Source organism: Angustibacter aerolatus, from assembly GCF_054776675.1.
Genome location: NZ_BAAHBM010000027.1, coordinates 13,965 through 40,314, shown reverse-complemented (window position 1 = coordinate 40,314; position 26,350 = coordinate 13,965). Strand labels below are relative to the sequence as shown.

16 protein-coding genes are annotated in these 26,350 nt (G+C 74.1%); 7 read left to right on the top strand and 9 right to left on the bottom strand.

Going from position 1 to position 26,350, the window contains the following annotated elements:
- The 3 genes from ACYVI6_RS08635 to ACYVI6_RS08625 form a co-directional block, all read left to right on the top strand.
- Positions 1 to 1,979 (top strand): right-handed parallel beta-helix repeat-containing protein (locus ACYVI6_RS08635; RefSeq protein WP_460445982.1); only part of this gene is annotated, 1,979 nt, incomplete at its 5' end.
- 188 nt (positions 1,980 to 2,167) lie between these two features.
- Positions 2,168 to 5,023: a hypothetical protein gene (locus tag ACYVI6_RS08630; protein ID WP_460445981.1), complete on the top strand. Its 2,856-nt coding sequence runs from the start codon at positions 2,168 to 2,170 to the stop codon at positions 5,021 to 5,023.
- A 326-nt stretch (positions 5,024 to 5,349) separates the two neighbouring features.
- A complete protein-coding gene (locus ACYVI6_RS08625) occupies positions 5,350 to 7,683 on the top strand; it encodes a right-handed parallel beta-helix repeat-containing protein (RefSeq protein WP_460445980.1) in 2,334 nt (777 codons plus the stop codon).
- Positions 7,684 to 7,762: 79 nt separating this feature from the next.
- Here ACYVI6_RS08625 and ACYVI6_RS08620 read toward each other — a convergent pair whose 3' ends face one another.
- The gene (locus tag ACYVI6_RS08620; RefSeq protein ID WP_460445979.1) at positions 7,763 to 8,185 is read right to left on the bottom strand and encodes an adenylyltransferase/cytidyltransferase family protein; all 423 of its coding nucleotides are present in this window, start codon (positions 8,183 to 8,185) and stop codon (positions 7,763 to 7,765) included.
- A gap of 141 nt (positions 8,186 to 8,326) precedes the next feature.
- A complete protein-coding gene (locus ACYVI6_RS08615) occupies positions 8,327 to 8,926 on the bottom strand; it encodes an arsenate reductase/protein-tyrosine-phosphatase family protein (RefSeq protein ID WP_460445978.1) in 600 nt (199 codons plus the stop codon).
- Positions 8,927 to 9,122: 196 nt separating this feature from the next.
- Between ACYVI6_RS08615 and ACYVI6_RS08610 the strand changes: the two genes are divergently transcribed.
- The 4 genes from ACYVI6_RS08610 to ACYVI6_RS08595 are packed head-to-tail and all read left to right on the top strand — an operon-like array spanning position 9,123 to position 14,198.
- Positions 9,123 to 10,580 carry a tyrosine-protein kinase domain-containing protein gene (locus tag ACYVI6_RS08610; protein WP_460445977.1) on the top strand — a complete coding sequence of 486 codons (1,458 nt, stop codon included), beginning with the start codon at positions 9,123 to 9,125 and terminating at the stop codon, positions 10,578 to 10,580.
- Positions 10,581 to 10,585: 5 nt separating this feature from the next.
- A complete protein-coding gene (locus ACYVI6_RS08605; RefSeq protein WP_460445976.1) occupies positions 10,586 to 12,013 on the top strand; it encodes a hypothetical protein in 1,428 nt (475 codons plus the stop codon).
- Entirely contained in the window at positions 12,010 to 12,999 is a 990-nt protein-coding gene (locus tag ACYVI6_RS08600; protein WP_460445975.1) for a glycosyltransferase, read from the top strand. Before ACYVI6_RS08605 ends, ACYVI6_RS08600 begins: the two co-directional genes overlap by 4 nt.
- Positions 12,996 to 14,198 carry an acyltransferase family protein gene (locus tag ACYVI6_RS08595; protein WP_460445974.1) on the top strand — a complete coding sequence of 401 codons (1,203 nt, stop codon included), beginning with the start codon at positions 12,996 to 12,998 and terminating at the stop codon, positions 14,196 to 14,198. The genes ACYVI6_RS08600 and ACYVI6_RS08595 overlap by 4 nt, the downstream gene beginning before the upstream one ends.
- 298 nt (positions 14,199 to 14,496) lie before the next feature.
- Here ACYVI6_RS08595 and ACYVI6_RS08590 read toward each other — a convergent pair whose 3' ends face one another.
- The 7 genes from ACYVI6_RS08590 to ACYVI6_RS08560 form a co-directional block, all read right to left on the bottom strand.
- Positions 14,497 to 15,996 (bottom strand): lipopolysaccharide biosynthesis protein, encoded by a 1,500-nt coding sequence (locus ACYVI6_RS08590; RefSeq protein WP_460445973.1) that lies wholly within the window; start codon positions 15,994 to 15,996, stop codon positions 14,497 to 14,499.
- Entirely contained in the window at positions 15,993 to 17,078 is a 1,086-nt protein-coding gene (locus ACYVI6_RS08585; protein WP_460445972.1) for a polysaccharide pyruvyl transferase family protein, read from the bottom strand. The genes ACYVI6_RS08590 and ACYVI6_RS08585 overlap by 4 nt, the downstream gene beginning before the upstream one ends.
- A complete protein-coding gene (locus tag ACYVI6_RS08580; RefSeq protein ID WP_460445971.1) occupies positions 17,075 to 17,992 on the bottom strand; it encodes a glycosyltransferase family 2 protein in 918 nt (305 codons plus the stop codon). Before ACYVI6_RS08580 ends, ACYVI6_RS08585 begins: the two co-directional genes overlap by 4 nt.
- Entirely contained in the window at positions 17,989 to 19,137 is a 1,149-nt protein-coding gene (locus tag ACYVI6_RS08575; RefSeq protein WP_460445970.1) for an acyltransferase family protein, read from the bottom strand. Before ACYVI6_RS08575 ends, ACYVI6_RS08580 begins: the two co-directional genes overlap by 4 nt.
- Positions 19,134 to 20,111 (bottom strand): glycosyltransferase family 2 protein, encoded by a 978-nt coding sequence (locus ACYVI6_RS08570; RefSeq protein ID WP_460445969.1) that lies wholly within the window; start codon positions 20,109 to 20,111, stop codon positions 19,134 to 19,136. The genes ACYVI6_RS08575 and ACYVI6_RS08570 overlap by 4 nt, the downstream gene beginning before the upstream one ends.
- Before the next feature lie 53 nt (positions 20,112 to 20,164).
- Positions 20,165 to 21,283 (bottom strand): glycosyltransferase family 4 protein, encoded by a 1,119-nt coding sequence (locus tag ACYVI6_RS08565; protein ID WP_460445968.1) that lies wholly within the window; start codon positions 21,281 to 21,283, stop codon positions 20,165 to 20,167.
- Between the two features lie 179 nt (positions 21,284 to 21,462).
- Positions 21,463 to 26,130, bottom strand: a complete 4,668-nt coding sequence (locus ACYVI6_RS08560) for a PKD domain-containing protein (RefSeq protein WP_460445967.1) — start codon at positions 26,128 to 26,130, stop codon at positions 21,463 to 21,465.
- Positions 26,131 to 26,350 lie beyond the last annotated feature (220 nt).

Genomic DNA, 26,350 nt, shown 5'->3' with positions numbered 1-26,350 from the left:
TCCCCCGCGACCTCGACGCCGACGCCGTGGCCCTCGTCGTCTCCGGCACGGTGGCGAGCGACGGCTTCGACCGCACCGCGAGCGACGCCTGGGGCCGCGCGGACCGCGGCGGCGCCTGGGTGGTCCGCGGCCGCCGCGACTTCGACGTCACCGGCGCCGTGGGCACGGTCGCCGTCCGCAGCGGGTGGACGCGCAGCGCGTCGCTCGACGCGGCCGCCGTGCGCGACAGCGAGACGCTGGTCTCGTTCCGCGTCACCCGGCTGCCCCGCTCGGGCAACGGCACGTGGGTCGGCGTGACGTCGCGGCAGACCGGCTCGGGCTCGTACCTGCAGCGGGTCAAGGTCGGCAGCAAGGGCGTGCTGCAGCTGCAGACGTTCCGCTCCACCGGCACCGGCACGCTCACCCGCGTCGGCCGCACCGTGACGCTGCCCGGCCGCGCCCGGGCCGGCAGCTACTACCAGCTGCGCGCCCGCGTGGCCGGCACCCGCACCGTCTCGCTGGCCAGCCGGCTGTGGCGCAAGGGCACCGCGGAGCCCGGCTGGCAGGCCACCGGCCTCGACGGCTCGAAGGCCCGGCGCGCCGGCGCCGGGGCCCCCGGCCTGTGGTTCTACACCTCGAAGCACTCCCCCGCCGCCACCGTCCGCGTCGCGCGCTTCGGCGTGCACCGCCTGGTGACGACCGCCCCGCCGAGCCACCCGACCCCCTCGAGCACCACGACCCGCCCCACCTCGCCGACGAGCACGACCACGACGCCTGCCCCGCCCACCACGACGAGCACCACCACCAGCCCGACCAGCACCACCACCAGCCCGACGAGCACCGGCACGGGCACGACGAGCACCACCACCAGCCCGACGACGACGGCCACCGGCACGCCGACGAGCACCACGACGAGCAGCGCCCCCGCCGACCACCGGGCCCCGGTCACCACGCTGGTCTCCGGCCCCGCGCAGGGCACCCGCGTCGCCGGCACCACCGCCACCCTGGCGTTCCACAGCGACGAGGCCGGCTCGACGTTCGACTGCCGGCTGGACGACGACGCGTGGAGCGGGTGCGACGCCGGCTCGGTCAGCTACGCCACCAGCCAGATCGGCTACGGCGTGCACACCTTCTCGGTGCGCGCCGTCGACCAGGCAGGCAACGCGGACACCAGCCCGGTGACCCGGGTGTGGACGACGATCAGCACCACCCCGGGCAAGGTGCGGCCGGACGCCTCCAACACCGGCGTCCCGGCCGGGGCCACGCTGACCGACTACTGGGGCGACCTGACGGTCACCACGCCCGGCACCGTCGTCGACCGGCTCGACGTGCACGGCTTCCTGCGGATCATGGCGGACGACGTCACGGTCAAGCGGTCGCGGATCCGCGGCGGGGTCGCGTCCTACGACGCGGGCAACCGCTCGCTGCTGTCGTCGACGAAGCCCGGCGCGGTGATCGAGGACGTCGAGCTCGTCCCCGACTTCCCGTCGGTGCGCATCGACGGCCTGAAGGGCTACGGCTTCACCGCCCGCCGCGTCAACATCCACGGCACGGTCGACACGGCGCTGGTCTTCGGCGACGACACCTCGATCACGAACAGCTGGCTGCACGACAACCGGCACTACCTCGTCGACCCGAACCAGCGGAACACCCCGAGCCACGACGACGGCGTGCAGGTGCAGGGCGGTCACCACATCCGCATCGCCGGCAACCGCATCCCGGACGCCGACAACGCCGGGTTGATGGTGACGCAGGACCACTCGATCACCAGCGACCTGCAGTTCACCGACAACTGGGCGGACGGCGGCGGCTGCACCGTGAACGTGGCGGAGAAGGGCAAGGGCCCGATCCAGGGTCTCGTCGTCAGCGAGAACCGGTTCGGCCGCAACACCGCGGTCACCGACTGCCCGGTCATCGCGCCCGCCACCACGCCGCTGACAGCCGAGCGCAACGTCTACGACGACACCGGCTCGCCGGCGCGCATCCGACGCAATGGTTAATGCTCGCACATCGTCAGATCTCGAACGGAAAGCCCCCGGCCGCCTCGTGCGGTCGGGGGCTTTCCGTTGTGCCGCAACGGTTCTGACGTCGCAACCGGCAAGATGATCACCGACCGTACGGCGTGCGCCATCCGGGTGAATGACTGTTTGCAACTGGGGTTCGGCCCCATCGAGGACGACACAGTGCTATGTCCTCCTCCCCCCGCACCCGCTCCCGCGTCGGCCGCCGCGCCGGCTCGGCCCTCGCCGGCGTCCTCGCCGCCGCGACCATCGTCCCCCTGACCGGCACCCCGGCCCACGCCCTGGCGCAGGCCGCCGGGACGGGCGACGCCCTCGGCGTCGTCGCCCAGGACTCGTTCTCCCGCTCCGCCGCCGGCGGCCTGGGCACCGCCGACGTCGGCGGCTCCTGGACCGTCGCCGGCGCGGGCACCGAGTTCTCGGTGGCCTCGTCCGTCGCCCGCCTGCGGCTCTCGAAGCCCGGCGCCGGCACCGGCGCGTACCTGCTCGACACCTCCGCGACCGACGTCGACCTCACCAGCTCGGTGGCGATCGACCAGCTGCCCACCGGTGGCGGCACCTACGTGTACGTCGAGGGCCGGCGCGTCGCCGGGGCCGGCGACTACCGGCTCAAGCTGCGCTACCTCGCCGACCGCACCCTCGTCGTCGCGCTGCTGCGCGTGCAGGGCGGCACCGAGACCACGCTGGGCAGCACCACCCTCGCGGGCTGGACGACGGCGGCGGGCAAGCAGCTGCAGGTACGGCTGCGGCTGCGCGGCACCTCGCCCACGCTGTTCGAGGCCAAGGCCTGGGCCGCCGGCACCGCCGAGCCCGCCGCGTGGCTGCTCAAGGCGACCGACGCGGCAGCGACCCTGCAGACCGCCGGCAGCCCCGGCGTCGTCACCTACCTGTCGGGCAGCTCGACCGGTACCTCGCAGGCCGCCTCGATCGGCGCCCTCACCGTGACCCGACCCGTCGTCGCCGTCGAGCCGACCGCGAGCTCGAGCACCTACACCGCCACCAGCGGCGCACCGACCTTCACCCTGCGCGCCAGCACCCCCGGCAGCAGCTTCCAGTGCCAGGTCGACGGCGCCGCGTGGGCCTCCTGCACCACGCCGGTGTCGTTCCCCGGGCTGGCCGACGGCGCCCACCGGGTCGCCGCCCGCGCCGTCGACTCCGACGGCTTCGCCACGGCGGCCGTCACCCGCGAGGTCGTCGTCGACACCCACGCACCGGTGCTCACCGTCGCGCAGGGCCCGGCGGAGGGCAGCACCAGCGCCTCCCGCACCCAGGCCTTCGCGGTCGCCAGCAGCGAGTCGGCCGACCTGAGCTGCTCGGTCGACGCGGGCGCCTTCGCCGCCTGCCCCGACCCGCTCACCCTCACCGGCCTGCGGGACGGCGCGCACAGCCTCGCGGTGCGCGGCACCGACGCGGCGGGCAACGTCGGCGCCTCGGTGCGTCGCGCCTGGTCGGTCGACGCCACGGCCCCGGTCGTGACCGTGGCGACCGGCACCCGCGCCGTCCGCGACCGGTCGGCCACCGTGTCCTTCTCTGCCGACGAGGCCGCGACCTTCGGCTGCCGCCTCGACGCCGGCACGTGGGACGTCTGCACCTCCCCGCTGACCGTCACGGGCCTGACCGACGGCTCGCACACCCTGTCGGTGCGCGGCACGGACGCCGTCGGCAACGTCGGCGACGTGGCCGGCAGCACGTGGACCGTGGACGCCACCGCCCCGCAGACCGGCGTGAGCGGCGTGCCCGGTGCCGACCAGAGCCTGTCGACGATGATCGTCACCCCGACCAGCTCCGAGACCGGCAGCACCTTCGAGTGCAGCCTCGACGGCGCCGCCTTCACCGCCTGCACGGTGCCCACCACGTTCTCGGGTCTGGCGGCCGGCACCCACGTCGTCGACGTCCGGGCCACCGACGCGGCCGGCAACGTCGACGTCACGCCCGCCCGCTGGAGCTGGACGGTGCGCCCGGCCGACGTCACGGCCCCGCAGACGACGATCTCCGGCGGCACCGCGCAGGGCGTCCGCCTCACCGGCACCGCCACCTACTCCTTCGTCGCCGACGAGCAGGCCACCTTCCAGTGCCGGCTCGACGACGGCGCCTGGAACCCGTGCAGCGGCTCGGTCAGCTGGTCGCCCAGCCAGTCCGGCTTCGGCGTCCACACCGTGTCGGTGCGCGCCACCGACGCGGCCGGCAACGTCGACCCGTCGCCCGCCACCCGCACCTGGACGACGGTCAGCAACACCCCCGGCCAGCTGAAGCCCGACGCCTGGAACACCGGCGTCCCGGCCGGCGCCGTGCTGACCGACTACTACGGCGACCTCACCATCAGCACCCCCGGCACCGTGGTCGACGGGCTCGACGTGCACGGCTTCGTGAAGATCAACGCCGCGAACGTCACGATCAAGCGCTCGAAGATCCGCGGCGGCGTGGCGGTCTACACCGCGGGCAACCGGTCGCTCATCTCCTCCACGCAGCCCGGCGCCGTCATCGAGGACGTCGAGCTGTCGCCCGACTACCCCTCGGTGCGCATCGACGGCCTGAAGGGCTACGGCTTCACCGCCCGCCGGGTCAACATCCACGACACGGTCGACACCGCGCTGGTCTTCGGCGACAACAGCACCATCACCACCAGCTGGCTGCACGACAACCGGCACTACCTGGTCGACCCGAACCACAACAACACGCCCAGCCACGACGACGGCGTGCAGGTGCAGGGCGGCAGGAACATCCGGATCACCGGCAACCGCATCCCGGACGCCGACAACGCCGGCCTGATGATCACCCAGGACACGGCGATCACCAGCGACCTCCAGTTCACCGACAACTGGGCGGACGGCGGCGGCTGCACCGTGAACGTCGCCGAGAAGGGCAAGGGCCCGATCCAGGGTCTGGTCGTCAGCTCGAACCGGTTCGGTCACGCCACCGCGGTGGCCGACTGCCCGGTGATCGCCCCCTCCACGACCCCCATGACGGCCGTCGGGAATGTGTACGACGACACAAATCTGCCCGCCCGGATCCGTCGCAACGGGTGAGCGTGACGACCCATCAACAGCGCGTGATCATGCGCTGACCTGCACGGACCCCCTCGCCGGCCCCTCGGCGAGGGGGTCCGCTGCGTCTGACGGGCGTCGCTCCGGGTGGCGAAAGTAGGCCGGACGGGTTAGGCAGCGGCAGAGATGTCTGTCATGGTTTCCCGGAACACCTGCCTCCGGACCCCGGGACTGCTACCGTGCTCGAGACCCCTCTGCCCGCCCAGCGGCGCCCCAGCGGCGCCCATCGACAGGCACCGGCTCCTCGCCCTCGATCCCTCTCTGCAGGCGCCCTGCGACGCCTCGTGCCCACCGCACGGCGGGGCCGCGTGACCCTCGTGGCCGTCGCCTCGGCGGCGACCGCGCTCGTCGCCGGCCAGGCCGCCCCCAGCGCCATCGCCGCCGTGGCGACCGCGACGGGGCTGACCACCACCAGCACCGCCACCGACACCTTCGAGCGCTCGGTGTCGGGCGGCCTCGGCTCGGCCCTCACCGGCGGCGCCTGGGCCGTCCAGGGCCCGGCCGCCGAGACGTCGGTCGCGAACGGCACCGGGCGGGTCGCCGTCCGCACGCCGGGCAGCGCCAACGCGGTGTACCTGCCGCAGCTGTCGACGTCGTCCGCCGACGTGCGGCTCGTCACCGCCCTGGCCGGTCCCGCCCAGGGCAGCGGCAGCTACGTGTCGGTCATCGGCCGGCGGATCGACGACACCAGCGGCTACCGGGTGCGCCTGCGCGTGCTCTCCGACGGCAGCGTGACGGCGGCGCTCCTCGCCACGCAGGGCCGCACCAGCACCACCCTCGCCACGAAGTCGCTGGCCGGCGTCGAGTACACGGCCGGGCAGCGCCTGGTCGTGCGCGTGCAGGCCGACGGCACCGCCCCGACCGCCCTGCGCGCGAAGGTCTGGCCCAGCGGCCAGGGCGAGCCCGCGGCGTGGACGCTGTCCGCGACGGACTCGACGGCCGCCCTGCAGCGCGCCGGCTCCGTCGCCGCGTCGCTCTACGTGTCGTCCGGTGCCACCAGCACCCAGACCCTCGTCCTCGACGACCTCAGCGTGCGCGGTGCCACGGCGGACGCCGTCGCGCCGACGGTCAGCGTGACGCCGACCCCCGCGACCGGCACGCCGACCGCCGCCACCAAGCTGTCGCTGCGATTCACCGCCAGCGAGGCGGCCACCTTCAGCTGCCGCTACGACAGCACCGCCTGGGCGGCGTGCACCTCCCCCGTCTCCTACGACGGCGTCGGCGAGGGATCGCACACCGTGCAGGTGCGCGCCACCGACGCGGCCGGCAACGTCGGCGCCGTGCAGCAGGCCACCTGGAAGGTCGACCGCACCGGTCCGTCGGTGTCGCTGACCGGCGGCCCGGCGTCCGGCTCGCGCACCACGGCCACCTCGGCCAGCCTGCCGTTCACCGTCTCCGAGCCCGGCCAGGCGCAGTGCCGCCTCGACTCCGGCTCGTTCATCACCTGCACCAGCCCGTACGCCGTCTCGAAGCTGAAGACCGGCGCGCACACCGTGCAGGTGCGCGGCTTCGACCAGGCGGGCAACGTCTCGCCGATCGTCTCCCGCACCTGGACCGTCACCGACGCCACCCCGCCGGCCGACACGACGGCGCCCGAGACCACCATCACGTCCGGCCCGGCCCAGGGCTCGACGTCGACCAGCCGGTCCGCGTCGTTCGGGTTCAGCTCCAGCGAGGCAGGCACCTTCCAGTGCCAGCTCGACGCCGGCGCGTGGACCACGTGCACCAGCCCGGCGGCGTTCTCGTCGCTGTCGCTGGCCGCGCACACCGTCCGCATCCGGGCCGTCGACAAGGCGGGCAACACCGACGCCAGCGCGGCCACCCGCACCTGGACCGTCGTCGCCGCGCCGTCCGCCCCGCCGTCGTCGGGCGGCAAGCCCGGCTCGGCGAACACCGGGGTGCCCGCGGGCACCAACCTCACGGTGCACCAGGGCGACCTCACCATCACCAAGGACGGCACGAAGGTCGACGGCGTCGACGTCCGCGGGTTCCTGCGGATCCAGGCGCGCAACGTGACCGTCAGCCGCTCGATCATCCGCGGCGGCCCGACCAGCCGGCTGGCCGCGCTGGTGCAGAGCACCGAGCCCGGCGTCGTCCTCGAGGACGTCGAGCTCGCGCCCACGAACCCGTCGGTGCTCATCGACGGCCTGAAGGGCTACGGCTTCACCGCCAAGCGGCTCGACATCCACCACACCGTCGACGGTGCGCTGGTGTGGGGCAGCAACACGACGATCCAGGACTCGTGGATCCACGACAACGCCCACTACGCCAGCGACCCGGCGCAGGGCGGCGGCCCGTCGCACGACGACGGCATCCAGATCCAGGGCGGCAACAACCTGCGGTTCACCAACAACGTGCTCTGCTGCGCCAAGAACACCGCGCTGATGATCACGCAGGACGTCAGCAAGACGTCGAACCTCACCTGGAACGGCAACTGGACCGACGGCGGTGCCTGCAGCATCAACGTCGCCGAGAAGGGCAAGGGCGCCATCCAGGGCCTGACGATCCAGAACAACCGGTTCGGCCGGCACACCGGCGTCGCGGGCTGCGCGATCGTCGCGCCGCTCACCACGAAGGTGAAGGACGGCGGCAACGTCTACGACGACAACGGGCAGGCGGTCGTGGTGCGCAAGGGCAAGTAGCCCCCCGCCCACGGCCCCGCACGACGACGGCCGCGTCCCACCTCGGTGGGGCGCGGCCGTCGTCGTGCTCGGCTGGGTGCTAGGCGCTGAGGATCTCCAGCGCACGGCGCAGCTGCGTGCTCGAGGTGTGCGCGGTGTACGGGAAGTAGACGACCTGCACGCCGACCGTCGCGAAGTCGGCCTCGAGCTTGTCGCCCTTGGGGGTGCCCCGCCAGTCGTCGCCCTTGAAGATGACGTCGAAGCGCACGCGCTCCCACATCTGCAGCTTCTCGGGCACGTCCTCGGCGACGGCCTCGTCGACGAACCCGATGTGCTGCACGATCTCCAGCCGCTCGGCGAGCGGGACGACCGGCGCCCGGCCCTTGGCCCGCAGGGCCATCTCGTCGGAGACGACGCCCGCCACGAGGTGGTCGCACAGGCCGGCGGCGTGTCGGAGGATGTTGAGGTGTCCGATGTGGAACAGGTCGTAGACACCGGGCGCGTAGCCCACGATGCGGCTCATGCCGTCCTCCGGGAAACCAGTCGGTGGCCGAGACGCGTCGTCGAGCTGGCCGTGATGCGTCAACGCTAGCCGCGTCGCGCCGCCCGCGTCCCGGCTTTCACCCAGCCGGGCGCGACCAGGCGGCCGCTCGGGCAGGACTGGTCACGACGTGCGGTGGGACGGTGACTTCACGTCACCCAGCGCCGCTCGGAGCAGCACCTGCAGCGCCTGGTCGACGTGCCGCCAGGCGGCCTTGTGGGCGCCGTCGTCGCGACCGTACGGATCGGCCACGTCGTCGTCGTGGAACGGCGGCGCGAAGTGCCGCCGGCTGACGACGGACAGCTCGACCGCGGCCCGCAGCCGCTCGGCGGGCGACACGTCGACGGGCAGCTGCGCCTCCTCGACCGTGCCGAGCAGCCGGGCCAGCTCGCGCAGCGTCCACAGCCGGCGCACGACCGGCGGGTGGGTGCGGGCCGTGGTGCCGCGCAGCTCGCGGGTCATGGCGAGCACGACGTCGGCCCGCTCGAGGTGCGCCGGCTCGAGCTGGCGGGCCGCAAAGCCGTCGGTGTCGACGCCGTTGGCCCGCAGCACGTTCGCCGTGCGCTGCTCGACCGGCTCGCCCACCAGGGCGCGGACGCCGGCGCTCTCGACCCGGATGCCCGAGTCGGGGCCCAGCCGCTGCTGCAGCGCGAGCTGCGCGGCGGGCGAGCGGCACACGTTGCCGACGCACACCACGAGGAGCGACAGCTCGCCGGCGGGCACGCGGCCATTGTCCGCACAGATGACGCGCGGTGCCCACTCTTCACTCGTTCGGCGCACGACCTGCACGAGGCGGCGGCACCGGTCGGCCAGGTGGGTCACCGCCTGTGGGAAACCCCTCCACCCGCCCCCGGCACCGGTTACCGTCGTCGCAGCGGCCGTGGGGCCGGCACGCCGGTCGAGCACAGGAGCACTGCACGTGGAGCTGGGTCAGTACGTCGCCATCCTGCGCCGCCAGCTGGCGATGATCCTCGTGGTCTGCGTGCTCGTCGGCATCGGTGCCGCCGGGTTCTCCCTCACCCGGCCGCCCGTCTACTCGGCGAAGACCACCCTGTTCTTCTCGCTCACCAGCAGCAGCTCGGTGAGCGAGCTCGTGCAGGGGTCGACCTACACCCAGAACGTCGTGCAGTCCTACGCCGAGCTCGCCACCCTGCCGGTGGTGCTCGACCCGGTGATCGACGACCTCGACCTGCAGCTCACCGAGCCCCAGCTGGCCCGGCAGGTCACCGCCGAGGCCCCGCTCGACCAGGTGCTCATCCAGATCACCGTGCGCAGCGCCTCGCCGTCCAACGCCGCCCGCATCGCCAACGCCGTCGGCAAGCAGATGGCCTCCGTGGTCGCCGACCTGTCGCCGGCCGGTCCGGACAAGGCCGAGACGGTCAAGGTCACCACCGTCTCCCCCGCCCAGGTGCCGCGGGTGCCGACGTCGCCCAACAAGAAGCTCGACGTCATGATCGGCCTCGCGCTCGGGCTCGCCCTCGGCGTGGCCATCGCGCTGATCCGCGACCTGTCGAACACCCGGGTGCGGTCGGCGGACGACGTGCGCGACCTCACCGACACCTCGATCATCGGGCAGATCGCCCACGACCCGAGCGCGGCGAACCGCCCCCTGCTCGACTGGGACACCGCGTGGAGCTCCCGCGCCGAGGAGTTCCGGCAGCTGCGCACCAGCCTGCAGACGCTCGCCGTCAGCCAGCGCGTGCGCGCCCTCGTGGTCACCTCGTCGCTGCCCGGCGAGGGCAAGACCACCACCGCCATCAACCTGGCGATCACCATGGCCGAGGCCGGCTCGCGGGTGCTGCTCGTCGACGCCGACCTGCGCCGCCCCGCCGTCTCGCGCTACCTGGGGCTCGAGGGGTCGGTCGGGCTCACCACCGTGCTCATCGGCGAGGCCGAGGTCGAGGACGTCACGCAGGTCTGGGGCAGCGAGCGGCTGCACGTGCTGTCGGCCGGCCACATCCCGTCCGACCCGAGCGAGCTGCTCGGCTCGGTGGCGATGGCCGAGCTGGTCGCCGCCCAGCGCGAGCGCTACGACATCGTGATCCTCGACGGCGCCCCCCTGCTGCCGGTCACCGACTCCGCCAGCCTCGCCCAGCACACCGACGGCGTGCTGATGGTGGTCGGCGCCAAGACCGTGCGCCGCAACGAGCTGGGCCGCAGCCAGCACCTCGTCGACCTCGCCGGCTCCCGGGTGCTCGGGATCATCCTGAACAAGGCACCGGCCCAGCGCCGCGACGACTACGCCTACTACTCCGCGAACGGCGCGACGCCGAGCAGGCGCCGTCCGTTCGGCCGCCGCCGCCCGCGCCGGCCGCGCCTCGGCCGCCGGCCCTCCGGGCAGCGCCGGCCCGAGATGCAGACCGCCGGGCGTCGCTGACCGCCGTGACCACCAGCACCGCACCCGCCCCGCCGCCGGTCGCCCCGGCGGCGCCGGGCGGGAGCGCCGACCTCGGGCCGGCGGGCCAGGCCCCCGCTCCGGTCGCACCCGAGCACACGCCGTCCGGCCCGGGCACCACGGTCGTGGCGCTGCTCGCCGCCTTCGCGCTCGGCCTCGACCTCGGCCTGGTGCCGCGCGTCACGACCGGGCTCGTCGTCGTCGGCGTGCTCGCCCCGGTGTGGATCGGCACCCTGCGCCGGTACCGCGCGGCGCCGCTGCTGCTGCTCGGCGCCGTCGTCCTCGTGGTGAGCGGCGTGGTGCTGGCGCAGTGGTCGGGCGAGACCCACCGGGTGAACCACACGAACCTGCAGCTCGACGCGATCCTGATCGTCACGGCGTTCGGCGGGCTGGGCCTGCTGCTGTGGGCGCGCACGGTGGTGCCGCTGCGCTGGGTGGCGGCGGCCTACGGCCTGGGCTGGATCGCGCACAGCGTGCTCGCCGGGTTCGGCACCCAGAACCCGTGGAAGTTCGGGCTCGCGCTGCCGACCGCCGTCGTCGTGCTGTCGCTGTGCTGGGGCCGGCGCGCGCTGCTGCTGGTCGCGCTCACGGTGCTCGCGCTGCTCGGCGCCGTGAACGACTACCGCAGCTACACCGGCTTCTGCCTGCTGGTCGCGGCCGCCGTGGTCTGGCAGGGCGCCCGGCGCGGCGGCAGCCGCCGCCCGGCCCGGCTGGTGACGCTGGTGCTGCTCGCGCTGGTCGTCGTCGCGGGGTACTACCTCGGCACGGCCGCGCTGACCCAGGGCGTCCTGGGCGAGGCGACCGCCGAGCGCACCCAGACGCAGATCCGGCAGTCGGGGTCGCTGCTCGCCGGCGGGCGCCCCGAGTGGACCGCCACCGTGCGACTGATGTCCGAGCGGCCGCTGGGCTACGGCTTCGGCGTCGTGCCCACCACGCACGACGTCTCGCTCGGCCGGCAGGCGCTCGCGCCGCTGCACATCCCGACGATCGACGGCTACGCCGAGCACTTCATGTTCGGCGGCGAGTTCAAGCTGCACTCGGTGGCGGCGGACCTCTGGTCGTGGACGGGCGTGCCCGGCCTGCTGGTGGCGGCGCTGATGGTCGGGGTGGTCCTCTGGTCGCTGGTCACCCTGCTCGCCGCCCGGCGCGCCGCGGCGCTGGCCGTGTTCCTCGCCGTGTCCGGGCTGTGGAACATCGCCTTCAGCCCCATCGCCAGCAGCCTGGGCGACGTCATGCTCTCGCTCGCCGTGCTGTGGGTGATGACCCCGGCACGCGTCGACGGCGCCGCCCCGGCGACGCCGGGTGCCCGCGCCGCAGCCGCCCACGCCCTGCGGGTCGGCGCCGGCCGCACGGCCGGTCGGCCAGGGCGTCGGGGGCGGCGCGGCGGTCCGGGCGGACGGCGGGTACCGGCATGAGGGTGCTGCAGTCCTTCGCGCCGCCGCGGCCGACGACCAACCCCTACCTGGTGCTGCTGCAGCGCAACCTGCCCGAGCCGGTGCGCAGCAGCCCGTTCTCGTGGCGGCTGGCGCTGACCGGCCGGTACGACGTCCTGCACGTGCACTGGCCCGAGGTGCTGCTGCGCGGCAGCAGCCGGCTGCGCACGCTGTCGCGACAGGCGCGCTTCGCCCTGCTGCTGGCCCGGCTTCGGCTGCGTCGCACCCCCGTCGTGCGCACCCGGCACAACCTGACGGCGCACGAGCCCGCCGGCCGGCTCGAGGGGCTGCTCGTGCGCGCGCTCGACCGGCGCACCCGGGTCAGCGTGCTGCTGAACCCGGTGCTCCCGGCCCCCGGCCCCGAGCGGTCGGTCGTGGTGCTGCACGGGCACTACCGCGACTGGTTCGCCGCGCACCCCCGCGACGAGGCGGTGCCCGGCCGGCTGCTCTTCTTCGGCCTGGTGCGCCCGTACAAGCAGGTGCCCGAGCTGCTGTCGGCCTTCGCCGGGGTCGACGACCCGGCCGCCACCCTGCACGTCGTGGGCAGCTGCCCCGACGCGGCGCTGCGCGAGCAGGTGCAGCAGGCGGCCGGGCACGACCACCGGGTGACCACGGCGCTCGCGCACGCCGACGACGCCGAGGTGGTGCGCGAGGTCGGCGCCGCCGAGCTGGTCGTGCTGCCCTACCGCGACATGGGCAACTCCGGCGCTGCGCTGCTCGCGCTCTCGCTCGACCGCCCGGTGCTGCTGCCCGCCAACGCCGTGACCCGCGCGCTCGCCGCCGAGGTCGGTGCCGACTGGGTGCTGACCTACCCCGGCGACCTCACCCCGCAGGTGCTGCAGGACGCCGCCGCGCGGGCCGCCGCGCGCCGTCCGGGCAGCCGGCCCGACCTGTCGGCCCGCGAGTGGCCCGACGCCGGCCGCGCGCACGCAGAGGTCTACGCGCTCGCCACCGGGGGCACCCGATGACGCCGTTGCGCACCGTCGACGAGGTCTACGCCCCGAAGCAGAACGTCATCGGGGCGCTGCGGCTGCTGTTCGCCGCGCTCGTGGTGGTCAGCCACGCGGCGCCGCTCGGCTTCGGTGCGGACGCGCCGCTGCTGCGGCTGAGCGGTGGTCAGCTCGACCTCGGCACGCTGTCGGTCTACGGGTTCTTCGTGCTGTCCGGCTTCCTCATCGCCGGGTCGGCCCGCCGGCAGCGGCTGCGCGACTACGCGCTCGCCAGGTTCCTGCGCATCTTCCCCGGCTACTGGGCCTGCCTCCTGCTCACCGCGCTCGTGCTGGCGCCGCTCATGTGGCACGCCCGGCACGGGTCGCTCGACGGGCTGTGGTCGGCGCGCACCTCGCCGCTCGGCTACGTCGGGCACAACCTGTCGACGCACGTGAACCAGTACGGCATCGGCGGGATGCTGCTCGACAGCCCCTACGGCCGCCTGGTCGACGCCGACGTGCTGAACGGCTCGCTCTGGACGCTGCGCTACGAGCTCGTCGCCTACCTCGTCGTCGCGGTGCTCGCGGTCGTCGGTGCCCTCGGGCGACGCCGCTGGCTGACCCTCGCCGGTGCCGGGCTGCTCTGGCTCGCCGCCCTCGGCCTGTGGGTCGCCGGCCTGGCCGACGCCGACCTGCTGCGCCGGCTGCCCGACGTCCCGCTGCCGGTGCTGGGGCCGCTCGAGGTCGAGAACCTCGTGGCGCTGCTGCTGGTGTTCGCCGTCGGCACGGTCGCCGCCGTGGCGCCCGGCCGGTTCCCGCTCGACCGGCGCCTCGCGGTGCTCGCGCTCGTCGTCGCCGCCGTGACGCTCGTCGGCGGCGGCTTCGGACCGTTCGGTGCCCCCGCGTTCGCCTACCTCGTGCTGTGGCTGTCGGCCCTGCGCACCCCGCACCTCACCCGCGTCGGCGTGAAGGTCGACGTGTCGTACGGCCTCTACATCTACGCCTTCCCCGTGCAGCAGCTGCTCGCCACCTCGCGGCTGCCCGCGGCCGGCCGCTGGGTGTTCGTGCTGGTGAGCCTGGTGCTGTCGCTGCTCGCCGGCACCGCCTCCTGGTACGCCGTCGAGCGCCCGTTCATGCGGCTCAAGCAGCGCCGTGACCGACGGCTGCGCGCGGCCGCGCAGGCGGCGGTCACCGACCCCGTCGACGCGACCCCCGCCCGCGCCACCGAACCCGCCTGACCCACCCACCCCGCCTCTGGCCCAGTTGCCACTTCCGGGGCACCGCGACGCCGTCCGCACCCCAACAGGTAGCAGCTCGGCAGGGGTTGGGGCGGTCCCTCGTGCCGAGCGCATGGCCGGGGGTCCCGGCCGAGATGCGAGTCGTGGTTGCACCGGACCGCCGTGGAGCAACCACTGCTCGCATCTCGGCAGGGACTGGGGAGCGACGAGCTGACATTTCCGGGGCACGCCGACACCGCGCCGACCCCCACACCTGGCAACTCGCGAGTGGGGCGGCGCGGGCGGACGGCGGGGCGGGTCAGGCGGGGGTGGGCTTGCGGCGGCTGGCGACGGCCTGACGCAGGATGTCGACGACGCTCAGGACGTCGGCGCGGATCGGGCGCAGGGCCAGGGCGCCGAGGGCGTACACGGCGACGCCGGTGAGGGCCCCGAGCAGCAGGGTGACCAGCGACGGCAGGGCGGCCGCGGCGACGCAGACGCCCCAGGTCGCACCGCCGGCGAGCAGGGCCATGGCGAGCACGCGTCCGGCGCCGCGGTAGAGGCCGCCGAGCGGGATGTCGGTGATGCGCGACAGCCGCCACAGCGAGATCGGCCAGGCGAGGGCCGGGCCGGCCGCGAACCCGAGCGCGACGCCGGTGATCCCCCAGTGGCTGCCCAAGGTGATCAGGCCGACCTTGAGCAGCGACGTCACGATCGTGTAGCGCAGCAGCGCGCCGGTCAGCGCCCGCGACAGGTAGACCCAGTAGCCGACGTACGCCAGCGTCTGGAAGATGCCGGCGAACGCGAGGATGCGGAACAGCGGCGACACGGCGGCCCAGCGGTCGCCGAGGAACACGTCGATCAGCGGCACCGAGGCGCCCGCCGCGATCGCGACACCGGCCACCAGCGTGTAGCCGAGCGCGATCTGGCCGCGGCGCAGGAACGAGGCGTAGCGCACCGGGTCGTCCTGCAACCGCGACAGCACCGGCAGCGCGACGGTGGTCGACGGCGCACGCACCTGCGACAGCGGCACGAACAGCAGCTGGTAGGCGCGGCTGTAGAGGCCGAGCGGCTGGGCGCCGAACCGGTGGCCGATGATCAGCGAGTCGGTGTTGTTGCTGGCGTAGCCGAGCAGCTGGGTGCCGACCATCGTCCAGCCGAACCGCAGGAAGTGCCGGATGTCGCCGTCGGGGCCGCGGTCGGGCAGCCCGGGCAGCCAGCGGCCGGCGATCACGACGAGCACCAGCAGGCAGACCGCCTGCGACAGCTGCTGCGCCACCAGCGCCCAGTAGCCGCCGCCGAAGACCGCCCACAGGGTGCCGACGACGAGCCCGATCGACTGCGCCGCGAGGTCGGACCCGGCGAGCTTGCCGAACGACATGCGTCGGTTGAGGTCGGCGCGGAACTGCGTCGTGGCGCCGTTCAGCAGGAAGGTGAACGCCAGCACGTGGGTGATCGGGAGCAGCCGCGGCTCGTCGTAGAACCGCACGATGAGGTGCGACGCGAGCAGGGTGATGACGGTGAGCGCGGCGCCGATGCCGGTGTTGGCCCAGAACAGGTTCGACCGCTGCCCGCGGCTGAGCGACTTCGCCTGCACCGCGGCCGCCGACAACCCGAAGTCGCGGAAGATCTCGCCGATGCCGATGATCGCGGTGACCTGGGCGATGAGTCCGTAGTCGCCGGGTGCGAGCAGCCGGGCGAGGACGACGATCGACGCCAGCTGCAGCACGATGCGGCCGCCCTGGCCGCCGAGCGTCAGGAACGCCCCCCGGGCCGCCGTCGACCCGAGCCCGCGCTGCGTGTTCGAGCTCGCGCTCACACGACGCTCTGCAGCGCCTGCCGCGCCAGGGCACGGGTCTCGGCCGCGGTGGCGACGACCTGCTTCGCGGTGTCGAACAGGTCGGTGCGCTCGAGCACCTCGAGCACGCCCGCCACCGGGTCGGCGTGGGTGCGCAGGTCGATGGTGTGCGGCCAGCCCAGGTCGCCGAGCAGCGGCGCGAACTTGCGCGAGTAGGCGAGCGGGACGGCGGGGGTGCCGAGCGACAGCGCGTTCAGGCAGGCGTGCATCCGCGAGCCGATGACGACCTGCGCCGAGCCGACGGTCTGCCGGACGCCGTCGAGGTCGGTGGGCACGACCACCTCGACCTCGTGGCCCTCGGCCTCGAGCAGGCGGGCGACCTCGTGCACGGCCGGCACGTCGTTGTCGGCGACCTTCGAGTCGAGCACGTGCGCGAGCAGGGTGATGCGGCGCCCGTCGGCGAGCAGGCGGCGGCTGAGGTTCATGACGACCTCGCGGTACGACGACGCGTCGACGTGCGGGCTGTCCTGCCACAGCAGGCCGGACACGTTCAGCACGACGTCGCGGGTGCGCTCGATCTCCGGCACCGGGATGGCGAACACCACGTCGGTCGTGAGGACGTCGGCGGGCCGGCCGAGCTCGCGGCTGACCCGCTCGCTCACGCTGTCGCGCGCCATCACCAGCGCGGCGGTGCGCATCGACCGGCGTCCGATGACGCGCCCCTGCCGGGTGTCGAACGGCCCGATCGTCTGCGGCGCGAGCACCAGCGGGACGCCGGCCTGGTGCACGAGCTCGGCGACCGAGCTCATGCGGCGCAGGCGGGGCAGGCCGTAGATGTCGGCGAAGCTGTCGCCCGAGCGGGTGTCGAGCACCAGGTCGAACGTCGACAGCCACGGCATCAGACCCTGCCGGCGCAGCACGCGCTCCTTGACCAGCGAGCGGGTGCGCCCGAACGGCATCGGCGCGGCGCCGCGGCCGAAGTTCTGGAACTCGACCTCCGCGTCGGGCCGCAGCTCGCGGACCATCGCCGCGCAGCCCGCTCCCAGGGCGCGCACGCCCAGGTTCGCGCTGCGGTCGTCGGCCCACAGGACCAGTGCTCTCACGGTGTCGCCTCTCGGGTGGCGCCGGCGCGCAGCACCTCGCGCGCGCCGGCCAGGGTGCCGGCCACGGCGCCGGTCAGGGGGGCTCGGGACGCCAGCAGCTGACGTCGTCCGCCACGCAGCACGACCGACTTCGCGTAGGCCGGGCTGCTCAGCGTCCACCGCAGGGCCTGGCGGCGTGGCAGGTGCCGCGCCGCGAACAGCAGGCGGTTGCGACAGTTGTAGTAGTAGTACATCCGGGACTTCGTGCGCCCGGCCTCGCCGACGCTCTCCTGGCTGCCGCCCACGCTGTGCACGGCCACCACGTCGTGCCGCACCTCGAGCCGGGCACCGACGTCGAGCAGGCGCCGGCTGAGGTCGACGTCCTCCCAGTACATGAAGTAGTCGTCGTCCATGCCGGCCGCGGCGAGCCAGGTGTCGCGGTGCACGACGAGGCAGGCGCCGGTCAGCCACGGCATCGCGCCGGGCGCGGGCGCCTCGGTGGCGCGGGTGCGGCCGGCCAGCAGGTCGAGCTCGGCACCGCGGAACCAGACCCGCCCGTCGGGCCGCTCGATGCGCGGCGCCAGCACCAGCCCCGGGTCGGCGGCGACCTCGCGCACCAGCCCCACCAGGTCGGCCGACCCGATGGTGGCGTCGGGGTTGATGATCAGCAGCACGTCGCAGCCCGCGGCGAGGGCGTGCTGCGCACCGAGGTTGACGCCCGACCCGAAGCCGAGGTTGCCGGGTGCCAGCACGACGTCCCACCCGTGCGCGGCGCCGACCCGCTGCACGTCGGCGCGCTCGGCCTCGGTGCTGAGGTTGTCGACGACGACGACGCGCGACCCGGGCAGCGCCGACAGGTCGATGCCGCCGAGGTTGGCGGGCAGCAGGTCGTGCGAGCGGTAGTTCACGACGACGACGCCGAGGCGGGGGCTCATGCCGACGCCTCCCGGCGGCCGGGGTTCGACGGGCTCGGCGCGACGGCGCCGGTGCGCGGGCCGCGGCCCGAGGCGAGCACCCGGGCGCGCCACGCGTCGGGCATCGCGAACAGCGGCCGCAGCCCGATCCGGATGAGCACGGCGTGCAGGCCGAGCGTGGCCAGCACCACCGCGAGCGCCACCGCGAGCGGGTACAGCCCGCGGGTCACCGGCGAGGAGCGCACCAGGTCGCCGAGCGCACCGCCGTGGGGGCCGACGGTGGACAGCAGCGCGACGAAGGGCACGTGCAGCACGTAGACCGGCAGGGTGCGCCGGCCGAGCGCCGACCCGAGGCGGCGGGCCGGCGCCCACTGCACGACCCGGGCGACCACGAGCACGCCGAGGACGGCGAAGGCGGCGCCGCGCACGAGCAGCAGCAGGCCGTCGAGCGCGTCCGGCAGCGGCAGCTTGCCGGCGAGCACCATCACGAACGCGGCGGCCGCGGCCAGCAGCAGCCGGCGACCGGCGGGGTTCGCGCCGAGCTCGCGGGCGGTGGCCGCGCCGTACACGCCGGCGGCGAAGAAGACGGCCAGCTGGGGCACCTTGACGGCCAGCCCGTCGCCGTCCGACACCGCCGAGGTCACCACCGACAGCACCGCGAGGCCGACCAGGACGGCGAGCGGCGGCACCCGGTGCAGGGCGGCGAGCACGGCGGCGTACAGCGCCATCGCGAACACGTACCAGAGCGGCGTCTCGGGCAGCACGAGCTGCCGGGCGGCCTCGCCGAGCGAGTCGATGCGGTGCGGCGTGCCCGCGGGCGTGGCCGACAGGTAGAAGACCGTGTAGACGACGAGCCAGACGAGGTACAGGTAGGCGTTGAAGGCGATGCGCAGCCGCACCTTGCCGTCGCCGAGACCGCGGCGCAGCGTCGAGGCGGCGAGCAGCCCCGAGATGAGCAGCAGCAACGGCATCCGCAGGCTGCCCAGGTAGGCGTTCACCTGGCGCAGCGCCTGGGTCGCCGGGTCGTGCTCGCGGCTCAGCAGCGGCAGCACGTGCCACAGCGTCACGTGGAAGAGCACCACCGCGAACACGCAGGCACCGCGCGCGGCGTCGACCCAGTCCAACCGCGCGCTGGGCGCGGCGACCGGGGTGGCGGGCTCGCTCATGACCTGCGGGCGTACTCGGAGTAGACGATGCCCCAGGTGCCGGCCACCATGCCGGCGCCGCGGCAGATCGTGCGGACGCCGCGCACCCGGCGGCCGAGGTCGCGGGTCACGACGCCCTGCACCACGCGGACGACGCCGCCGACGACCCGCACGAGGCCCTCGGGCACGACGCGCAGCCGCACCCGCAGCCGACCGGCCGGGCTGCCGGCCAGCGCGACGAGCGCCCGGGTGTGGGTGTTGCCGCTGCGGAACGCGCGCTGCAGCACCCAGCGGCGGGTCGTGCGCGAGGCCGGCACGCGGTCGGTGACCATCGCCTCGGCGCACCACACCATGCGGCCGCCCGCGGCCACGAGCTGCCGGGTGAACAGGCTGTCGGAGCCGCCGCTGAGGCCGAAGCGCTCGTCGAAGCGCAGCCCGGCGTCCCGCACCTGGCGCAGGTCGAGCAGGAGGTTGTTGGTGGCGGCGACGTCGACCGGCGCGCCGGTCTCGAGGCGGCGGCGGTCGAAGAACCGGCCGGCCGCGACCCACGGCGTCAGCTCGCCGTCGAACTCCGAGCGCACGGGCCCGACGACGGCCGCGCATCCGTGCTCGCGCTGCACCTGCACCAGGGCGCGCAGCCAGCCGTCGTCCGGCCGCTCGTCGTCGTCGATGAAGACCAGCAGCTCCGCGTCGCCGGCCGCGTCGAGCGCCCGGTTGCGGGCCGCGGCGATGCCCGGCTGCGGCTCGTGGGCGTACTCGACGCCGTCGGCCGCGAACGCCGCGACGGCCTCGCGGGCGCCGGCGTCCGGGTCGTTGTCGACGACGAGCACCCGCGCGCGGGGCGCGGTGGCGGCGGCCTGCACCACGAGCGCCGGCAGCACCTGCGCGAGGTCGTCGGGCCGCCGGTAGGTGAGCACCGCGATCACCGGCGCGCTGGTGACCGCGACCGGCCCGGGGGCGGTCGCGGGCTGCGGGTCGGTCGTCACGTCGTGCACGCCGTCGACGGTAGCGAGCGCGTCAGGAGCCGGGGGGCGGAATGCCGACACGGTCACCCACCTGCCGCGTGCTGCCTCGACCGGCGTGCCCGTTCGGTACCCCGGCGCGGACGGTCGGCCACCTGCGCGGCCGCCGCGCGCAGCCCGTCGACGGTGGCGTCCCACGAGAAGCCGCGGTCGACCGGGCCCTCGGTGCGCGGCGCGTCGAGCCCCGCCCGGACGCCGGCCGCGATCGAGGGGACGTCGCGCGGGTCGGCGAAGTGCGCGTCGTCGCCGAGCGTCTCGTGCAGGACGGCGATGTCGGCGGCCAGCACCGGGGCGCCGAAGTGCAGCGCCTCGAGCGGCGGGATGCCGAACCCCTCGTCGAGCGAGAGGAACACGAACAGCGCGGTGTGCTCGTAGAGCCAGCGCAGCTCGGTGTCGGGCACGCCGCCGAGCATCAGGATGCTGCCGTCGTCGAGCGCGGTGGCGGCGGCCGGGGAGAGCGCCGCGACCCGGCCGGACTCCTCCCCCACGACGACCAGCGGGCACGTCGGGCCGACCCGGCCGGACGCCAGCGCGCCCTCGACGGTCAGGCTGAGGTTCTTGCGGACGTTCAACCGGCCCACCGACAGCAGGAACCGGTCGACGGACGCCGGCAGCCCGGCCGGGCGCACCGGGTCGGCGCCGACCAGCGCCCGCCCGAGCCCCAGGCCGATCGCCGTCGGCGCCGGGCCGCCCGTCGCGGCGGCGATGCGCGCCGCCTCGGTGCGGGTGGAGGTGACGACGGCCCCCGCCCGGCGGGCCAGCGGCACCATGGGCGCGAAGTAGGCGCGCTCGGCTCTGGTGAACCACTCGGGGTGCGGCACGAACATCACGTCGTGCACGAACACCACGCCGCGCGCGCCGAGGGCCGCGTAGTTGTGGCTGACGCAGACGTCGGGCCGGAACCGGCGGGCGGCCAGCCCCATGCCGACGCCCATGGCGACCCCGTGCGGCCGCAGCCGGGTGGTGACCACGCCGACGCCGGCCGGCAGCTCGTCGCGCACCCGCGCCTCGTGGGCGGCCGGCACCAGCACCGCCAGCTCGTCCGAAGGGTGCCGCCGCGCCCACACCTGCACGAACTCGCGCGCCACCATGCGGTTCGACGGCGGGCCCTCGACCCACCAGTACGCGTCCAGCAGCACCTTCACGGTGACGCCCCCTCTGCCTCGTGCCTGCTCGCTGCCTCGCCGTGCCCGCGACCCGGACGTCGGTCCGGGCCCGGGCACGCGACCGGGCGCACCGCGTTCGCGCTGCGGTGCGCCCGGTCGGTCGTGCTGTCGGTGCTGATGGTGCGGTCGTGCTGGATCGTGCTGGGTGCTGCTCGCCGTCAGTTCGCCGGCGTGACGACCAGGTCGTCGAACGCGGCGGTGACCGGCGCGTTCGTCGACGAGGCGCTCAGGTAGGCCAGCAGCCCCACCGAACCGGCCGACTGCAGGGCAGCGGTCGTGTCGGTCGAGGTCGCCGTCCAGCTGGTCGGCTCGGTGGTGCCAGCCTTCCAGACCTTCGTGCGCAGCGTGGTGGTGCCCGTGCCGGTCACCTGCAGCCGGACGTGCAGGGTGGTGCCGGCCGAGTGCGTCACGCCCGGCACCGTCACGGCCCGCAGCGAGGTCTCGGTGGTGCCGCTGACCTTCAGCAGCGTCACCGTGACCGCACCGGTGTCGTAGTAGCGCAGACGGGCCCGGTAGTCGTTGGTGCCCACCTTGCGGCCGATCACCGAGACGTAGTGCCCGCCACCGGTGGCGTCCTTGTCCGTCGTGACGTCGACCGCGACCTCGGTGTCGGTGCGGCTGACGCCGTTGAGGTAGGCGGCCGTGGTGGCCCCCGCCTTGTTGGCGGCCAGCTTGCCGGTGCCGCCGGAGACCGAGGCGTTCGCCGCGGTGCCCACGATCGCCCAGGCGCCGCCCTTGTCGGCGGTGCCCCAGCTGCTGCTGGCGGTGCGCCCGAAGGCGTCCCGGGCGACGGTGTCGTCGGCCGGCGGGGCGGCCGTCACGGTCACCGACTTCGTGACCGTGCCGGTGGCGCCCTCGTCGTCGGTGACGACGAGCTTCACCGAGTAGGTGCCGGCCGCGGCGTAGGTGTGGTTGGCGACGGCCGTGGTGGCCGAGCCCCCGTCACCGAAGGTCCAGGCGTAGCCGGCGACGGTGCCGTCGGTGTCCGAGGACCCCGACCCGTCGACGGAGAGCACCAGGTCGGCCGCCGAGCTGGTGAACGACGCCGTGGGGGCGACGTTCGCCGGCGGTGCCGCCGTGACGGTCACGGACTTCGTGACCGTGCCGGTGGCGCCGTCGTCGTCGGTGACCACGAGCTTCACCGAGTAGGTGCCGGCCGCCGCGTAGGTGTGGCTCGCGGTGGCCGTGCTCGCCGTGCCGCCGTCACCGAAGGTCCAGGCCCAGGAGGCGACGGTGCCGTCGCCGTCGCTGGAACCGGTGCCGTCGACGTCGACCTTCAGGTTGGCCGTCGAGCTGGTGAACGCGGCCGTGGGGGCGACGTTCGCCGGCGCGGTGACCGTGACCGACTTCGTGGTGGACGCCGTGGCGCCCTGGTCGTCGACCACGGTGAGCTTCACCGAGTAGGTGCCGGCGGCGGCGTAGGTGTGGTTCGCCACGGTGCCGGTGGCGGTGCCACCGTCGCCGAACGTCCACGACCAGCCGCTGATGGTGCCGTCGGTGTCGCTCGAGGTGCTGCCGTCGACCGTCAGCGCCAGGTTCGCCGCGCTGGAGGTGAACGCCGCGGTCGGCGCCACGTTCGGCGCGGTGACCGAGACGGCCTTCGAGACGACCCCGGTGGCACCCTCGTCGTCCGTCACCGTGAGCGTGACCGTCTTGGTGCCGGCCGTGGCGTAGGTGTGCGACGCGGTGGCGCCGGTGCCGGTCTGCCCGTCACCGAAGTCCCAGGCGTACGAGGCCACGGTGCCGTCGGCGTCGGCCGACCCCGAGGCGTCGAACGAGGCGGTCAGGTCGGTCGTCGAGCTGGTGAACGAGGCGGTGGGCGCCGTGTTCGCGACCTGCCCCTTGCCGACCGTCCAGTGCTGCTGCACCTGCGCGTCGCTCAGCGTCGAGGAGTAGATCGCCACCTCGTCGATGTCGCCGCGGAAGTAGTTCGAGCTGTTGCCGCCCCAGGTGTAGTCGCCACCCACGCGCCAGTAGCCGGTGTAGTCCTGCGCGCCGCCGGTCGTGTTCGACGCCTTGAGGCCGCCGTCGACGAACAGCTTCAGGCCGGACGGCGAGCCCTCGGCGACCACGTGGTGCCACTGGCCGTCGTTGTAGCTCTCGTTGGTGTCGACCACGTTGGCGAAGCCGAGCCAGGTGCCGAAGCGCAGCCGGCCGTCGTCGAACATGTACAGGTGGCGGTCGTAGCCGCTGCTGTACCCGAACTGGGTGTTGGCGAGGCCGATGAGCTTGCCGCCCTGGGTGGTGGTGGTGCGGAACCACAGCTCCTCGCTGTAGGTCTGCGGGTTCGACACCGCCTCCGTGCCCGACACCTGGCCGTTGTTGCCGTCGACGCCCACCGAGCCGGCCGGGCCGCCGCTGACGGCGCTCTGGCCGCCCTGCGTGTACCCGCCGCTGTAGATGCCGTCCGAGCCGTTCGGGCTGGCGTCGGCCGCCACCGTGCCGACGGTCTCCCCCAGGCGCCAGTAGCTGTCGGGGTCGGCGTCGTACACGGCCTGCCCGTAGGCGTCGGCCGGGCGGGCACCCGGGAGGGTGCGACCGCTCAGCGCGTAGTGCGACCGCACCTGCTCGAGGCTCAGCGCCGTCGGGTAGATCGCGACGTCGTCGATCTGGCCCTGGAAGCTGAAGCTCGCGGGCTGGCCCGGCCAGCCGCCGATGTTGTCGCCACCGACCCGCCAGTAGCCGGCGTAGTCCTGACCGCTGGTGACCCCGGCGTTGCGGGCGACCCGGCGGCCGTCGACGTACAGCGACTCGCCGCCGCTGCTCAGCGACGCGACCACGTGGTGCCACTGACCGTCGTTGTACGCCGCGGCGCTGGTGATCGTGGCGGTGAAGCCGGGGTAGGTGCCGAAGACGATCTTGCCGTCGTTCTGCATGTAGACGTGGCGGTCGTAGTTGCCGCTGTTGCCCGTCTGGTTGCCACCGAAGCCGATGATCTTGCCGCCGCTGGTGGTGGTCGTCTTGATCCACGCCTCGGCGGTGAAGGTGCTCGGTGCCTGCGCCGCGGTCGCCTTGACCGCCCGGCCGTTGTCGGTGCCGTCGAAGGTCGAGGCCTTGTCGCCGTCACCGGTGCCGCCGTCGGCGCCGCGGCTGACGCCGGTGCCGAGGTTCAGGTCGTCGAAGCCCGCCCAGTTGTAGGCCGTCGCCGGGTCGGACTCGTCGAGGCGCCAGTAGTCCTGCGCGCCGTCGGCGAGCACGCCGTCGGAGTAGGCGCTCGAGGCGCCGTCGCCGCTGACCACCACGGTGACGTTCTCGCTCGCGGCGGCGTTGCCCAGCGCGTCGGTGACGGTGAGCTTGTACTTGTGGGTGCTGCCGGCGGCGAGGCCGCGGTCGATGAAGCCCATGGCCGGCCGCTGCCAGAAGGTCGACTTCTGGGTGGCGGTGTAGATCGGCGTGGTGCCGCTGTCGCGGGTGAGCCTGTAGGTCAGCTCCTCGTTGTCGCGGTCCCAGTTCGCCGGCCAGGTGATGCGGACGCTGCCCGCGCTCAGCGACACGGTCGTCGGGTTGAGGTCCCTGCCCTTGACGACCGGGCCGGAGGTGTTCGGCGCCTTCGAGCGGACGGCGAAGCGCACCAGACCCTGCTGCCGGACGTTGTTGACCTTGGGGAACTCACCGCCGAGCACGACGTAGTCGTCGTTGCCGGAGACCGCCCAGGCGCCCTGGCTCTGGCCGGTGTAGGTGCCGGCGTCGACCTGCGGCCACCAGCGCAGCATGTCGGGGCGCGGCGTGCCGGCCCAGTTGAAGTAGCCCATCGGGTCGTTCGTGATGGTGCCGCGCGCGTCCGTGGTCCACGCCATCGCCCGCTGGAAGCTCCACGGCTCGGTCTGCGGGAAGCCGTCGACGTTGCCGCAGTAGTGCGAGTGGCTCACGGTGTAGACCGCGCCGGCCGCCGGGTAGACGCCGTACGTGTCACCGTGGCAGTCCTCGACCCACGTCACGTCGCCGGACTCGGCGTCCGCCTGGAAGGCCCCCTCGAGGTTGCCCCCGGCGCCGTAGGTGTAGCCGCTGCCGTAGATCTTGTCGCCCTTGATGCTCAGGCTGTTGATCGAGGAGTCGGCGCCGGCGTTGCGCACCTTCTGGTTGCCGTTCCACGGCACCTGCGCGCCGGTGACCGCGTCGACGCCGGCCAGGCCGTAGGCCGCCGAGCCGCCGACGTTCTGGAAGTTGCCGCCGAGGACGACCTTGCCGCCGGGCGTCTTCACCATCGCGAAGACCGTGCTGTCGGCGTTCGGGTTCCAGGGGAGCAGCCCGCCGTTGGACGGCGCGAACGCGGCGACCTTGCTGCGCGCGTTGCCGTTGGCCGAGGTGAAGACGCCGCCGACGTAGATGGCGGTGTCGGTGGCCAGGATCGAGCTCGCCTTGGAGTTCAGCACCGGGGCGAACGAGGTGATCAGCGCACCGGTCGTGGCGTTGAACGCCGCGACGCGGTTGCGGCTCACGCCGTTGGCCTGGGTGAAGTCACCGGCGACGTAGACGCGCGTGCCGTCGGGCGACACCGACACCTGGCGCACCTGGGCGTTCAGGCTGGGGGCGAACGACGTGATGAGCGCGCCGGTCGTGATGTCGTAGGCCAGCAGGTTGTTGCGGACGGTGGTGCTCGTGCCCGCCGCGGCACCCGCCGGGCGCGCGGTGCCGAAGCTGCCGCCGACGTAGACGACGTTGCCGCGGACCGCCTGCGACCAGGCGACGCCGTCGATCTGCACGGTGGGGAGCGCGTCGGCGCTCACCGTCGCGGGGACGCCCGCCGGGGGCGCCGTGTCGGCCTGCGCCGACGTCAGGGGGCCGGCCAGCCCCGCGAGCCCCGCGACGGACGTCGCGAGGAGCACAGCCAGACCACGCCGGACCGCGGGTCGGGAGGTGGAACGCATGGATGTCCTTCGGTCGTGCGCCGGCCACGGCGAGCCGTCTTGGCACGCGCATGGAGTGAACTTGAAGCGAACGTAACCGAGCGCGAGGGGGCTCCGAGGGCGAATCCGCGAAAGGGGGTTGCGGCACTACGCAACGTCACGGGATCTCACGCGAACCGGCCGGACACGGCCGTGCCCA

Coding starts and splice junctions, on each gene's coding strand:
- ACYVI6_RS08600 (WP_460445975.1), top strand. CDS start 12,010: ATGAGGGTGCTGCAGTCCTTCGCGCCGCCGCGGCCGACGACCAACCCC.
- ACYVI6_RS08575 (WP_460445970.1), bottom strand. CDS start 19,137: ATGAGCGAGCCCGCCACCCCGGTCGCCGCGCCCAGCGCGCGGTTGGAC.
- ACYVI6_RS08595 (WP_460445974.1), top strand. CDS start 12,996: ATGACGCCGTTGCGCACCGTCGACGAGGTCTACGCCCCGAAGCAGAAC.
- ACYVI6_RS08630 (WP_460445981.1), top strand. CDS start 2,168: ATGTCCTCCTCCCCCCGCACCCGCTCCCGCGTCGGCCGCCGCGCCGGC.
- ACYVI6_RS08620 (WP_460445979.1), bottom strand. CDS start 8,185: ATGAGCCGCATCGTGGGCTACGCGCCCGGTGTCTACGACCTGTTCCAC.
- ACYVI6_RS08580 (WP_460445971.1), bottom strand. CDS start 17,992: ATGAGCCCCCGCCTCGGCGTCGTCGTCGTGAACTACCGCTCGCACGAC.